This is a genomic window from Streptomyces sp. Pv4-95, from assembly GCF_045782725.1.
Lineage (GTDB): Bacteria > Actinomycetota > Actinomycetes > Streptomycetales > Streptomycetaceae > Streptomyces.
The window spans coordinates 6,558,861-6,572,437 of record NZ_CP127172.1; the positions used below are offsets into that span (position 1 = coordinate 6,558,861).

General features: G+C 72.5%; 10 protein-coding genes. 5 read left to right on the forward strand and 5 right to left on the reverse strand.

Going from position 1 to position 13,577, the window contains the following annotated elements:
* Nucleotides 1-231 precede the first annotated feature (231 nt).
* Both QOM21_RS28695 and QOM21_RS28700 read left to right on the forward strand, forming a co-directional pair.
* Entirely contained in the window at nt 232-3,771 is a 3,540-nt protein-coding gene (locus QOM21_RS28695) for a PHP domain-containing protein (protein WP_407553877.1), read from the forward strand.
* Complete coding sequence (locus QOM21_RS28700) at nt 3,768-4,898, forward strand: DNA polymerase thumb domain-containing protein (protein ID WP_407553878.1); 1,131 nt, start codon at nt 3,768-3,770, stop codon at nt 4,896-4,898. The genes QOM21_RS28695 and QOM21_RS28700 overlap by 4 nt, the downstream gene beginning before the upstream one ends.
* On the opposite strand, the gene QOM21_RS28705 is transcribed toward QOM21_RS28700, so the two are convergent.
* A complete protein-coding gene (locus QOM21_RS28705; protein WP_407553879.1) occupies nt 4,889-5,527 on the reverse strand; it encodes a pyridoxamine 5'-phosphate oxidase family protein in 639 nt (212 codons plus the stop codon). The two genes, QOM21_RS28700 and QOM21_RS28705, sit on opposite strands and share 10 nt — an antisense overlap.
* A gap of 305 nt (nt 5,528-5,832) precedes the next feature.
* Between QOM21_RS28705 and QOM21_RS28710 the strand changes: the two genes are divergently transcribed.
* Complete coding sequence (locus QOM21_RS28710; protein WP_407553880.1) at nt 5,833-6,684, forward strand: esterase/lipase family protein; 852 nt, start codon at nt 5,833-5,835, stop codon at nt 6,682-6,684.
* Nucleotides 6,685-6,776: 92 nt separating this feature from the next.
* Here QOM21_RS28710 and QOM21_RS28715 read toward each other — a convergent pair whose 3' ends face one another.
* Entirely contained in the window at nt 6,777-7,796 is a 1,020-nt protein-coding gene (locus QOM21_RS28715) for a lytic polysaccharide monooxygenase (RefSeq protein WP_407553881.1), read from the reverse strand.
* Between the two features lie 825 nt (nt 7,797-8,621).
* Here QOM21_RS28715 and QOM21_RS28720 point away from each other — a divergent pair.
* Complete coding sequence (locus QOM21_RS28720) at nt 8,622-9,179, forward strand: DUF3291 domain-containing protein (RefSeq protein ID WP_407553882.1); 558 nt, start codon at nt 8,622-8,624, stop codon at nt 9,177-9,179.
* A gap of 384 nt (nt 9,180-9,563) precedes the next feature.
* Here QOM21_RS28720 and QOM21_RS28725 read toward each other — a convergent pair whose 3' ends face one another.
* The 3 genes from QOM21_RS28725 to QOM21_RS28735 form a co-directional block, all read right to left on the reverse strand.
* On the reverse strand, nt 9,564-9,974 hold the full coding sequence (locus QOM21_RS28725) for a GntR family transcriptional regulator (RefSeq protein WP_407553883.1): 411 nt from the start codon (nt 9,972-9,974) through the stop codon (nt 9,564-9,566).
* A complete protein-coding gene (locus QOM21_RS28730; RefSeq protein WP_407553884.1) occupies nt 9,971-10,762 on the reverse strand; it encodes a hypothetical protein in 792 nt (263 codons plus the stop codon). Before QOM21_RS28730 ends, QOM21_RS28725 begins: the two co-directional genes overlap by 4 nt.
* A gap of 280 nt (nt 10,763-11,042) precedes the next feature.
* Nucleotides 11,043-12,590: a carboxylesterase/lipase family protein gene (locus tag QOM21_RS28735; RefSeq protein ID WP_407553885.1), complete on the reverse strand. Its 1,548-nt coding sequence runs from the start codon at nt 12,588-12,590 to the stop codon at nt 11,043-11,045.
* Nucleotides 12,591-12,955: 365 nt separating this feature from the next.
* On the opposite strand from QOM21_RS28735, the gene QOM21_RS28740 reads away from it, so the two are divergent.
* Entirely contained in the window at nt 12,956-13,561 is a 606-nt protein-coding gene (locus QOM21_RS28740; protein WP_407555890.1) for a hypothetical protein, read from the forward strand.
* Nucleotides 13,562-13,577: the final 16 nt, after the last annotated feature.

Below are 13,577 nucleotides of genomic sequence, written 5' to 3' on the forward strand. Positions count from 1 at the left end.
GATGATCCCGGGCGTTGTGGTCCATATCTTCCGTTCGGTCCTGAGGCGGCGCAGATCGGGTGGGGCCGATTGACGGAAGGAAGGGGAGGTCACGGGGGTGAAGGGATAGGGGTGCCCCCTCGGGGCCCGCTTCCTTTCGTTCGTACGAATGTTCGAGCTAGGGGTTATGGTGGAGAGGTAAACGAGGGACTCGGGGATAGCCAGGGGGCCGATGAGGTGCAGGAGGTGCGGATGCCGGGGTTCACGCATCTGCACACCGCTTCGGCGTTCTCCTCGCGCTACGGCGCCTCCCGCCCGGAGCGCCTCGCCGAGCGCGCCGCCGAACGCGGTATGGACGCCCTCGCGCTGACCGACCGGGACGGCCTCACCGGAGCCCTGCGGTTCGCCAAGGCGGCCGCCGAGGCCGGTGTCCGCCCGCTCTTCGGCACCGAACTGGCCGTGCGGGAAGGCGAATCGCCGCCCCTGGGCGCCGCCCCCGAGCGCGCTCCGGCGGCCGCCTCCCGCGCCGTCTTCCTCGCGCGCGACGGAGCGGCCGGCTGGGCGGCCCTGTGCCGCCTGGTCTCGGCCGCCCACGCCGAGCGGCCCGAGCGGCCGGTCCTCCCGTGGAGTGCCCTGGAGTCCGCCCCGGCCGGTCTGAGCGTCCTGCTCGGGCCGGACTCCGAGGTCGGCAGGGCGCTGGCCGCGGGCCGCCCGGACCGCGCCGCCCGGCTCGTCGCCCCCTGGCGCGAGCGGTACGGCGAGGCGCTCCGCCTGGAGGTCGTCGACCACGGGCGGAACGGCGACGGCCCCGGGTCCCGGCGGCTGGCCGCCCGCACTCTCGGCTTCGCCGTCACCCAGGGCCTGCGCGCCGTCCTGACCAATGCGGTCCGCTACGCCGACCCGGGGCAGGGCCCCGTCGCCGACGTCCTGGACGCCGTCCGCCGGACGGTGCCCGTGGACCGCCGCCCGGAGGGCCGGGACAGCGGCGAACGGTGGCTCAAGGACGCCGCCGCCATGAGCGGGGCCGCCGACCGGATCGCCGAGGCGGCCGGCTTCCGGCGCGACCTCGCCCACCGCCTTCTCACCATGACGGAGGAGGCCGCGGGGGAGTGCCGGGTCGATCCGGCACGGGACCTCGGGCTCGGACGGGCCCACGTCCCCGAACCCCGGCCGGCCGGTGCCCGGCGCCGCACGGCCGCCCGGATGCTGCGCTCGCGCTGTGCCGCCGGGATGCTGTTGCGCGGCTACGGCCGGGACCGCGAGCGCTGGGCGCGGCTGCACGACGAACTTCGGGTGATCGAACGGCGCGGCCTCCCTGCGCACTTCCTGACGGCCGCTCATGCCGTCGATTCCATGAGGCAGCTGGACATCCGATACGCAGCCCGGGGGGACGGCGCCGCATCTCTGGTCAACCACCTCCTGGGTATCGCACACACCGACCCCGTCGCGTACGGGCTGTCGGCGGAGCGCTTCCTGTCCGAACGGCAGGCGGGACCGCCCGCCATCGGCATCGACGTCGAATCCGCCCGTCGGCCGGCGGCCCTCCGGGCGCTCCTCGACCGCTTCGGCGCGGAGCGGGTCGCCGCGGTCTCGATGCCCGAGACCTACCGGGTACGGCATGCCGTACAGGACGTCGGTGCCGCCCTGGGCGCGCCCCCGGAACTGGTGGACCGGCTGGCTTCGGCCTTCCCGCGTGTCCCGCCCCGCGAGGCCCGGACGGCGCTCTCCGGACTCCCGGAGCTGCGCGGGGCGCGGGAAGCGGGCGGCGAGCGGCTGTGGGAGCTGGTCGAGGCACTGGACGGGCTGCCGCGCGGCCGCGCCGTGCACCCGAGCGGGGTGCTGCTCTCCGGCGCCTCGCTGCTGGACCGTACGCCCGTCCTGCCGGCCGGCGCCGCAGCCGCCCCGGAGCGGGGCGGAGCGGGGGCCGTCCCGTTGCCGCTGTCCCCCTTCGACCCGGCGGACGCCGCGGACCTCGGGCTGCTCATGCTCGATGTGCGGGGAGTGCGGGCGCAGTCCGCGATCGCGCACGCGGTCGCCGAGATCGGCCGGGCCACCGGGCGCCGCCCCGACCTGGACGACCCGGCGCAGGTGCCGCCGGACGACCCCGACACCTACGAACTGATCCGTTCCACCGACACCCTCGGCTGCCCCCGGATCGAAGCGCCGGGCGGGCGCGAGCTGATCGGACAGCTGCAGCCGGACAGCATCGACGATCTGGTGCTCGCCGTCGCGCTCCACCGCCCCGGGCCGGCCGCCGGTGACGCGGCGCAGTCGCTCGTCGAGGCGCGGCACGGCCGGCGGGCGGCCCGCCCCGCGCACCCCGACCTGGCGGAGACGCTGCGCGGGACCTACGGCGTCATGGTCTTCCGGGAGCAGCTCATCGAGACGCTGCGGATCATGACCGGCTGCACGTGGGAGGAGGCCGAAGCGAAGCGGCGCGCCTCGGCGCATCCGGAAGGGCGCAGTCGCGTGCGCGCGTGGTTCGCGGCGCGTGCCGAGCGGCGCGGATACGCACCCGAGGCGATCGCGCAGGCATGGCGGAGCGTGGCGGAATTCGGCGCGTACGACGTCTCCAAGGCGCACGCGGTCGCCTTCGCCGTACCCGTCCACCAGTCCGCCTGGCTCAAGGCGCACCACCCCGCGGCCTTCTACGCCGGGCTGCTCACCCACGACCCCGGGAGGTATCCGAAGCGGCTGCTGCTCGCGGATGCGCGGCGCCGCGGCGTGCCGGTGCTGGCGGTGGACGTGAACCGGTCCTCCGTGACTCATCGGATCGAACTGGTGTCCGGTTCGATGTCGGGGGTCGCCGTCTGGGGGCTCCGGCTCGCGCTCTTCGAGGTGCACGGCATGAGCGCGGCCGAGGCGCAGCGGATCGAGGCGGGCCGGCCCTACCTCTCGCTCCAGGACCTCTGGCAGCGGGCCCGGCCTGGCCACCCCGTGGCCGAACGCCTGGCCCGGGTGGGGGCGTTGGACGCCTTCGGCGCGAACCGGCGCGATCTGCTGCTGCACATCGCCGAGCTGGACCGGCGCGGGCCCGGACAGCCGGGATGCCCGGCGCTCCCCGCCCCCGCCGACCTCGGTGACGTCGAACGGCTCAGCGCCGAACTGGGCGCCCTCGGCAAGGGCGTCTCCCGGCATCCGATCGCCGACCACCAGGAGTTCCTCACGGAGCTCGGCGCACTGCAGGCCCCGATGCTGCACCAGGCCAGGAACGGTGAGACGGTGCTGGTCGCCGGGGCCAAGGCGGCCACCCGGACACCGCCGGGCGGCTCGGGGCGCGGGTTCGTCCGTACCACTCTCGACGACGGCACCGGTCTGATCGACTGCGCCTTCCTCGACGCCGCCCCCGGGCCGGGCGGTCCGGCAGCGGACCCCGGTCAGGGGGCATGCGCGCAGACCGTCCTGCACTCCTGGCTGCTGCTCGTGCGCGGCACGGTCCGGCACGGGACGGGCAGCCTCAGCGTGCTCGGCGGCGCCGTCTGGAACCTCGCCGAACTGGCTGAACTGCGCCGCCAGGGCGGCCTGGAGGCGGTGACCGTGCGCCTCGCCGAGGGGCCCCGGCCCACTGCGGAGCCGGCCGGCCCCGGCGCGGCGGACCGCCCGGATGCGGCACACACCCCCGGGGCCGCGGACGGCGCGCACCCGGCGGACGCGACGACCGCCGCACCGGGGCGCACCATCCAGATGGAGACCGGGCACGGACTTCCCCCGGACACCGGCCTCCAGCCCTCCGGGGCCCGCGCGGCCACCGTCCGCAAGCTCTGGCACGCGAGCCCGGGGAGCGCGGGATGAGCCCCGCGCCGGACCCGTCCGCCACGCCGCCACCGGGCGAGGAGAACCCCGCGGTGCCGTCGGCGGCCACCGCCGCGCCACGGTCGCCCGGCATGCTCCATGTGCGCTTCCGGGGTGCCGCGGACACCGCCGTGAGCGCCGAGGTGTACGAGGAACTCCTGGGCCTGCTGGCGCAGTTCACCCCGGTGGTCGAGGCGCTGCCGCCGGACGCGGCGCTGGCCGATGTCCGCGGGGCGCGGCGCTACTTCGACCGGGACGCGGCGGGCATCGCCGAACTGGTGCGGCTGCGCGCTCTGGCGTGGCACGGCGTGCGGTGCACGATCGGCATCGGCGCCAATCCGCTGCTCGCGAGGATGGCGGCCCAGGAGGCGGGGCCCGGAGAGATACGGGCCGTCCCCGGCGACCGGGAATCCGTCGCCGCGTTCCTCGCCGGCCGGCCTGCCTCCGCGCTGTCCGGAGTGGGGCCCGCGACCGCCCGCACCCTGTGTGCCTACGGTCTCGACAGCATCGGCCGGATCGCCGCCGCGCCGCCCGCGACCCTGCAGCGGATCCTCGGCGCGAAGGCCGGCCGCGCCGTGCACGAGCGGGCCCGCGGTATCGACCCGACGCCGGTCCTGCCCAACGCCTCCGCCCGTTCGATGGGCGCGGAACACCGTTTCGTGCGCGACGAACTGGACCCGGAGGGGCGCCGCCGGGCGCTGCTCTCCCTCGCCGACGACCTCGGGGCACGGCTGCGGACGACCGGGCAGGCGGCCCGTGCGCTCACACTCACCGTCCGCTACGCCGACCGCTCCGTGACGACCCGCACCCGTCGGCTGGCCGAACCGACCGCGCACGGGCCCACGCTGACCGAAACGGCCTACGCCCTGCACGCCGCACTCGGCCTGCAACGGGCGCGGGTACGGTCCGTCGCGCTGCGTGCGGAGGATCTGTGCCGCGCCGAACTCGCCACCCGCCAGCTGATGTTCGACCCGGCGGAGGACAAGGCGCACCGCATCGAGGCCGCCGTCGACCGGGCCAGGGCCCGCTTCGGGACCGCCGCGGTCCGGCCGGCGGCGAAGCTCGGCACCGGGCGGCAGCCACCGTGGCCGGCCGGCAGGCCGGGCCCCCGGGCCGTTCAGCCGTAGAGGCGCTCGGCGTACCGCGGGCCGTAGTGCTCCTCCAGGGTTTCCAGCGGGAGGTCCTGGGCCTCGACGCCCTTGACGATCCGCGCCCGCGACGGCAGCGCGTCCGGCTCCCAGGTCTCCGGCTCCCACAGCCGCGAGCGCAGGAACGCCTTGGCGCAGTGGTAGAAGAGCTCCTCGATCTCCACCAGCAGGGCGAGCCGTGGCCGGTTGCCCTGGACCACGAGGTCGTCGAAGAACGGGGCGTCCCGCAGCAGCCGCGCGCGGCCGTTGATGCGGAGGGTGTCGCCGCGTCCGGGCACGACGTAGTTCAGCCCGACATACGGATTGGTGAGGACGTTCGCGAAGCCGTCCAGGCGCCTGTTGCCGGGGCGGTCCGGGATCACGAGGGTGGTGTCGTCCAGGACATGGGTGAAACCCGCGGGGTCGCCCTTGGGCGAGACATCGCAACGGCCTCGGGCATCCGCGGTGGCGATCAGACAGAACGGGGAGCGGGCCAGCCACTGGCGGTCGAGGGCGTGCAGCCGGTCCCTGGTCTTGTTCGCGGCGTGCGCGGTCGGTTCGCCGATCAGCTCGCGCAGCTCCGCCTCCGACGAGATCTCGTCGAGGCCCGCCAGATCCGCCTTCGTCACCGCAGTCTCCCCTCGGTCACCGGTCGCTCACGAGCGTGACGACCGTGCGATCGACTTTACGGGAGCCCTCCGACAATGCGGCCGGACGCGGCGTACGCGGTGCGGGACGGCGGGTGGCGCGGCGCGGACCCCGGACGTCCGGTGAGGGTTGTGTGCTGCTTCCTTCACCGTCACGCGGCTGGCCCTCGCTGCTTACCCGGCCGTAACTTTAACTTTCAGTCAACAAGCTTGGCCCTTGCGATCCGGATCGCAGGTGAACGGCTCACCGGGCACTTCGGAGACCCCTCACCCGCAAGGAGCACCGTATGAAGCTGCGTTGGACACGTACGCTCACCCTGCTTCCCGCCCTCGCCCTGGCCCTCGGTCTCACCACGGCCACCCCGGCCGCCGCCGACGCCACCGTCAGCAGCGGCTGGAACAACTACTCCTGCAAGCCCTCCGCCGCGCACCCCCGGCCGGTGGTCCTGGTGCACGGCACCTTCGGCAACTCCGTCGACAACTGGCTCGGTCTCGCGCCCTACCTGGTGGCGCGCGGCTACTGCGTCTTCTCCCTGGACTACGGCCGGCTCCCCGGCGTCCCGTTCTTCCACGGGCTGGGCGCGGTGGACGACTCCGCACGGCAACTCGCCACGTACGTCGACCGGGTGCTGGGCGCCACGGGGGCCCGCAAGGCCGATCTGGTGGGGCACTCCCAGGGCGGCATGATGCCGCGGGTGTACCTCAAGTTCCACGGCGGTGCGGACAAGGTGAACGCACTGGTCGGGCTCGCACCCAGCAACCATGGCACCGATGTGAACGGGCTGACCGATCTGCTGGATCAGTTCCCCGGGGCGAAGGACTACGTCGACGCCTTCACCCCCGGACTGTCCGACCAGATCGCCGGGTCGGACACCCTCAACCGGCTCAACGAGGGCGGCGACACCGTCCCTGGCGTGCACTACACCGTCATCGCCACCCGGTACGACGAGGTCGTCACGCCCTACCGGACGCAGTTCCTCGACGGCCCGGACGTGCGCAACGTCCTGTTGCAGGACCTCTGCGCCGTCGACTTCTCCGAGCACGTGGCCATCGGGCTCTTCGACCGGCTCGCCTTCCACGAAACGGCCAACGCCCTCGACCCGGCCCACGCCACCCCGACGACCTGCCTGTCCGGCTGACGCAGGGCGGCCCCGGCCCGCAACCCGGGTCCGGGGCCGCCCTCGTGGCCGGGCGGGCGGCCGGCCATCGCACCGCGGCCGGCCGCCATGTCTCAGCCGCGGTGCCGGGCGGCCTTGCGGCGGCTGGTGGCGAACAGGAACGCGGCGCCGACGGCCAGTACGGCGGCGCCGCCGACCGCGAGCGGAGCGGTGGAGCTGTCGCCACCGGTCTCGGCCAGCCGCGTGCCGTCGACCGGCTTGCTGCCGCCGCCGTTGGGCTGCGGCGCGTTGGCGTCCCCGGGGGCCGCCAGGGCCGGGTCGTCCGCCCCGGCCGACGGCGCGGCCGCCCCGGCCTGGGTGTGGGAGTCGGCGTCGCCGTGCCCGTGGTGCTCGACGGAGGACTTGCCCGCGCCCGCGGCGATCTGGGTGTCGGTCGGCGCGGACGCCGACGGCGCCGGGTCCGCGGTCTGCGCGGAGCCGCCCGCGGCGCTGCCGCCGCCCTTGCCGAACACCACGTCGGAGCAGGTGTAGAACGCCTCGGGGCTGTCCGAGCGCTGCCAGATGCTGTAGATGAGGTGGCGTCCGGTCCTCGCCGGCACCTTGCCGTCGAAGACGTAGTCGCCGTTCTCCATCTTCGGGTCCGTCACGTTCACGAACGGCTTCGCCTCCAGGTCCGACCACTTCAGCGGCTTCGTCGGGTCGTAGCCGTCCTTCGTGATGTACAGCTCGAAGGAGCCCTTGTGGGGGGCCGTGCCCTTGTAGCGGAAGGTGTGACCGCCGGCCTTCATCGCGGTCGACGGCCAGTCGGCGCGCGGCAGGTCCAGGCCCTTGTACTTGTCGTTCCCCGCGCTGCACAGCTTCCCGTCGGGGATGATCTCCTTCGACTTGCCCGCGGCGTTGGCGATGTTGACCGCGTTCCAGTCGTAGAAGGCCTGCACACCGCTCGCCGCCACCGCGGCCTTGCACGCCGCGGACCGCGGGCTCTCGGGGCCCTCCGCGTAACAGGCCGACACCCGGCTGACCGGGTCCGTCATCGAGCCGTGCGCGGCGGCCGGCCCCGCGGCGAGAGCGGTGAGGGCGAGCGGGGCGATGCCCACCAGTGCGATCCCGGTGGCCTTGCGACGAGCGGTCATCGTGGGGGTCTCCTTCATCAGGTACGTCGAGCGGGGTGAGGACGAAAAAGCGGCGGTGGGGGGTCGGAAGGCACGGCCGGTGCCGCCCCCCGGTGAACGGCGCCGACGGCACGCAACTCCGCCTTGCGAGCAGCACGCTAGCCCCGCTGAACAGCCGATTTGAGGCCCGAAGGCCGATCCCGGGGATCCTTATGGTGCGTTTAAGGAAGGGCTAAGCGGGGGCTCATACAGGGCTGCCGAAAACGGGCATCGGGGCCTGCGGTGTTCTCGGCGGGTTCGCCCGTCACCGTCCATGCCAGTCCACCGGGATGCGCCTCGTGTGGCTCTCCCTCCGGCTCTCCGCGCGGCTCCCCGGTGGCTCTCCTCGGGCCCCGCATGAACCGAATACGTGGGGCGCTCGCCCCTGGACGATCTATTCCAAGGGGCCAGTTGTCCTTTGACAGCGAACCCGGTCTCTGCGCCGTCCAACCCGGTCGATGCCGCTGGCGTTGCCCCGGCACACCAGCTCGAGCGGAGCTGTCGATGCTGCTCCTCCGCGGTTGCCGGGCCGATGCGGGCTCCCACGACGGCAGGCGCGCCACCGCCCCAGCTCCCGCAATGGCCTGTGCAAGAGGCCACTTGGACATCGAAAACGCAACTTCGACATGGCCCGCGGAGGCAGCTACCTTCACCTGGTCTTCGGCGGTCGCCCACGGTCGCGCAGGGGTTCCTTCGGGCTGAGCCACCCCTCACGGGATGAGTTGGTCACGCCCCACGAACCCTTCGCCCCATGCGTGAGCCACCGAACCGGGTCCACACCAGGCACCCCCAACCAGGGAGAGACGCATGCCCCATCTTGCTCTGTACACATTCGGCGTCCTGAAGTCACCTCTGGCCGACCCCGCACCTCTCACGCGCGAGTTCTACGACATCGGTGAGGCCGTCTACCGGAAGATCGGTCAGCACCCCGGGTACATCGCTCATGCTGAAGCGGCAGAAGGTGACCGGGGCATGATCTTCGGGGCGGACTGGGGTGCATGGGGGGAGTTCGCCGTACCGACCTGGTACGGCAAGGGCCGTACGGTGGATACCACCGCCCTGGCCGCGACCCTCTCGCTCTGGACCGACCTGGGCCCCGCCTTCGACGCCATCTACACCGGTCTGCACCGCGCGGCGCTGAACCGGCGTTACGACTGGTTCGAGAGGACAGGACACCCGAATTACGTGTGCTGGTGGGTCTCCGACGGCGTGATACCCACCTGGCAGGACGGGGTGTCCAGACTGGAACACCTCCACGACCAAGCCCCCGCGCCGCACGCCTTCACCTTCCACCACCCGTTCGCCCCGGAGGGAACTCCGACCAGGATCAACGGCATCGGGCCGAAGAGCGACCGGGTTCGCTGACAAGCAAGCCGACGCGAGCGATGACGGCGTCGGGTGTGCGTCCGCGGTGGCGTTCGAGGTCGAGCCGGCCCTTGAAGGTCTCTTGATCGACGCGATGATCTGCCACAGAGGCCCAAACGACCTGGTGACGAGTGGATGCCTGGCCTGTGGTGACCGGTTCCGTTGAGGCGTTGCTCCTGGTCCTCCGGTCGATCCGGAGCGGAGATCTCCGGATCAACCAGGGCCGCGGGAACGGGACATTTCCGGGGCCCGTGCCGTGGGCTGACAGTGGCTCACCACCCACTGTCGGCTGCGCCTGTCACCTCTCTTGCTTACGCCTGCCGCTCAAGTCTGTTCTCCCGTCGGTGACTTGAGCCGGTGCTCGGCCGTCTCGGGGGCATGCGCTCAGCTGTCGGCGGTGGTCGAGGAGGAGGTGGGGCCCGGGTCCATGGCGTCGCGGACGGCGGTCAGGATGTCCTCGGTGTCGGCCCCGAGCGCACGGGCCGCGGAGGTGAAGTCCCGTGCGAGGGTCGTGAGTTGGTCGGCATCGTGTGCGCGCGGCTCGGAGGGGAGTCTCGCGACCCGGGTGCCCGCGCCACGGCGGGTGCGGATCAGCTCGGCGGCCTCCAGTTCGCGGTAGGCGCGAGCCACGGTGCCCGGCGCCAGGCCGAGGTCGACGGCGAGCTGGCGCACGGTCGGCAGGCGCTCGCCCTCGGCCAGTCGGCCGGTGCGGATCAGCGCGGCCAGCTGGGCGCGGATCTGCTCGTACGGCGGTACCTGGCTGGTGGTGTCGACGCGGACGGCGGGGTCACTCATCGTCGAGGGCCATCGTCGGCTGCCTCGTCGTCGACCGCCCGGGGGGCCACCACGGTGACCAGGGACCATCCGAAGGTGAACAGGCTCAGCAGGCCCAGGGGGCAGATCACCACGATGGTGGCGGCGCCCAACGGGCCGGCGCAGGTCTCCTTCTCCGTGAGTGCGACGAAGATCATCAGCGCCACCAGCAGCACCTGGCTCGACACCAGCAGCCCCCAGGCCCCGGTGATCGCCCACGCGCGGTCGCGGCGCTGCTGGTCGCCGCCCGGGCCGTGGGCGATGCGGCGCAGGGCCCAGACGCAGACGGGAGTGCCGATCGCGAGGGCGGCGAACATCGGGCCGCTGTAGTACAGGCCGGGCCAGGGGCCGAGGGAGGTGTTCATCCCTTCGCAGGCGACGGTGATGACATGCCCCGTTCTGCCGATCCGGTCGGGGTCGGAGGAGGCCGTGCCCGCACCGATCACCAGCAGGGTGACAAGGGACGCCGCCTGCAGAAGGAGCAGGGGCGCCATGCGGGGCGGCACCTGGTCTCTGACCAGGCGCGGGGCGACGCTCGCGGTGCGTACCGCTTCCTGGGGGCGCAGGGTCAGGGTGTCGCCGAGCAGGACGCCGCCCACCGCGCACAGGCCGAAAGCCGTGATGGCGAACACGACGGGCATCGTGATGTCGCCGCTCTTCATGGTGACCAACTGCTGTGCGGCCACGATGCCGATGGCCAGGCCCGACCAGCGCGCGTAGTAGTCGGCGTGGTCGAGGAACCGGGATCGGAGCGGGGCGGTGTCGAGCATATGGAGATCCCCCCGGATCATCTTGTATTAAGTGATGGGTACAAGATGCCCCGGGCGAGATCTTGTGTCAAATGCTCGATACAAGGCGGATGTGCGGCGGAACGGCCTCCCGCGCAAGGGAGTTCACTCCGGCGCAGAGAAGGGGGAGCGGGCCTCTGGCCAGTGCGGCAGCCACAACTGGGGCGGGCACGTCCCGTACCGGAGTAGCAGCCGGCTGAGTGCGCTGCTGCGTGTATCGGGGCCGCCGGGCCCGTGGTGGCCCGGCGGCGGGTTGCGGGGATCAGGTGCGGGGGAGGGCGTCCTTCCACCACAGGCGCTCGCCGCTGCGCGGGTCCTCGACGGCCGTGTCGGCGGTGGTGTTGTCGTGGGCGAAGCACATGACGGTGCGTCGTGCCTCGTCGTAGGGCTGCCAGTTGACCCCACCGGTGGTGGCGAACTCCACCCAGGTGCCGTGCAGGGCGTCGGCGAGTGCCTGGGGGGCGTCGGGGCCGGTGAAGGCCTTGGACTCGGGCAGGTGGAGGGTGTCCCAGGCGAAGGGCAGGTCGAGGCTGTGGCACGCGCCCAGTTCGACGCCGACGTTGTTGGGGGTGACCCCGGAGCGCCAGCCGAACTCGTAGACGAACGTGTTCTCGTCATCCGTGCGGGCTTCGGCGACGCGGTAGGTGGGGATGCGGAACATGCGGTCGGTCAGGACGGCGGAGGCGACGCCGGGGGCGGCCTTGCGTGGGTAGACCGGGCCGTCGACGTCGTAGGTGTCGTAGGAGCCGTCGGGGGCGCCGTAGGCCTTGATGCGGGGCTTGAACAGGATCGGTGTGTCCCAGCCGGCCAGGAAGCTGGTGGTCACGAACAGGCGGAACTCCTCCGTGGTCGTGCCCATCAGCAGCGGGACGTGGCTGCCCTGCCCGGAGCTGATCGCCTTGATCGGCTGCTCCCGCAGCAGGTCTCCGTCGATGACCGGCATGAACGACATACCGCAGGAGGCGATGGTGCTCGCCCCGTACTTGGCGACGCTCGCGGTCTTGGTGATGTCGGCGCTGGTCAGGTTCTGCGCATCGATCAGTGCGGCGACCTCGACCCCGGCCAGGGACTCCACCGTGGCGGGCACGTTCAGCCGCTTGGCGACGTCGTTCATCACCAGCGCCGCGTCCCCGGGGCTCTGTCCGAGGTGGGCGGTCCCGCTCTGCACGATCGCCTTGTGGAACAGGCTGGTGCCGGTCGACAGCAGGGCCAGCACGCTCATCGCTCCGGCGGACTCGCCGCACACCGTCACGTTGTCCGGGTCGCCGCCGAACTGCTGGATGTTGTCGCGCACCCACTCCAGGGCGAAGAGCTGGTCGAGCAGGCCGCGGTTGTCCGGTGCGCCCTCCAGGCGGCCGAAGCCGTAGACGCCCAGACGGTAGTTGATGCTCACACACACCACGCCGTCACGGGCGAAGGTCGTACCGTCGTAGACGGGCACCGCGCTGGAGCCGGTGGTGAAGCCGCCGCCGTGGATCCACACCATTACCGGCAGCTGGGTCTGCGTGCCGGGGCTCGGGGTCCACACGTTGAGGTTGAGCCACTCGTCGGGCCGGTCGCCGACGACGTCCGGGTCCGACATCAGCTCCCCCAGCCGTCCGGCCAACTCGGGCTTGGGGGCGGTGGAGCCGTGCGTGTGCGCCGGGAGTACCTCTTCCCACGGCTCGGGCCGAACGGGCGCGGCGAACCGCCGCTCCGCGGTCATCTCCGCGGCGTACGGGATACCGAGGAAGCGGGTGATGCCGTTCTCCACGATCCCGGAAACCGGGCCGTAGGCGGTTTGCGCGTCGATCGTCGTCAGCTCGGACATGTGACTCCTCAAGGCCGGCGACATGTGCACCCGCGAGAGCGCCGGCCCCCTCGTCGGCGTCCCGCACCCTTCGGCGGGACAAGCACTCAAAGTACACGCATGACTACGCACCGTGTTCGCCGTGTGGCATATTCCCCACTCTTTGTCCGAAAACGGCTCTGCGGGTCATCGGTCAAGCGCAGGTGAGGTGAAGAGGGTCATCCGGGGCGGGAGTTGTGCGGGGCCGCCGACGCACCGTGCTCACCCGGCGCTTCCCTTGCTCCCCCCTGTGCGCTCTTGCGGGACGGCCTCCCGGGCTGCACGGTCGAGGAGGGCTGTTCCCGGAGGCGTTGCCCGGGCGGGGAAGGCGGGAGGGCGCTGTGACCTTGTCATCACGATGGGCTCGCGAGACGTTCGGCGTCCTGGCCGGACCGCTCGCGGAAGCCGTGCCGGCCTGCCTCACACGCGCCCACGAACGTGCCAGGGGCGGCCATCAGGGCGTGCACACCCAGACGCTGGAGGCGTACGGGCACGGCTTGCACGCGGTGCAGTACGAGGAACTGGCAGCCGGGTTGGAACACCTCCCGGGCGCGACGGCGGTCCGGCTCCAGGCCCGGACGGTGATGATCGTCGCCGACCACGTCGTCCATCCGATCCGCTACGCGAAGACCGATGTGCCGGTGACCGGAGCCCGGCTCCGGAGTGTCACCGGGCTGCGTGCGGACCTCATACGCCGGCACGGGCCCGAACCCCTGCAGATGGAGCTGGACCTGGGACTCGACGAGGTCGAGGAGCAGGAGGTGCACCCCGACCTAGGGCAACTGCCGCCGGGCGTCGGCCTGGTGCTCGTCGCTTACGCGTGTTCCATGGACCGCGGTGTGATGCGTCTGGAGTGGGGTTCCGCGGAGCTGAGGACGGCCGACCGTCATCTCCTCCGGCACCACCACGAGCCGCTGCCGATGCCCGCTCCCGGACGGCCGGATGTCGCATGACGCCGCCGTCACTGCG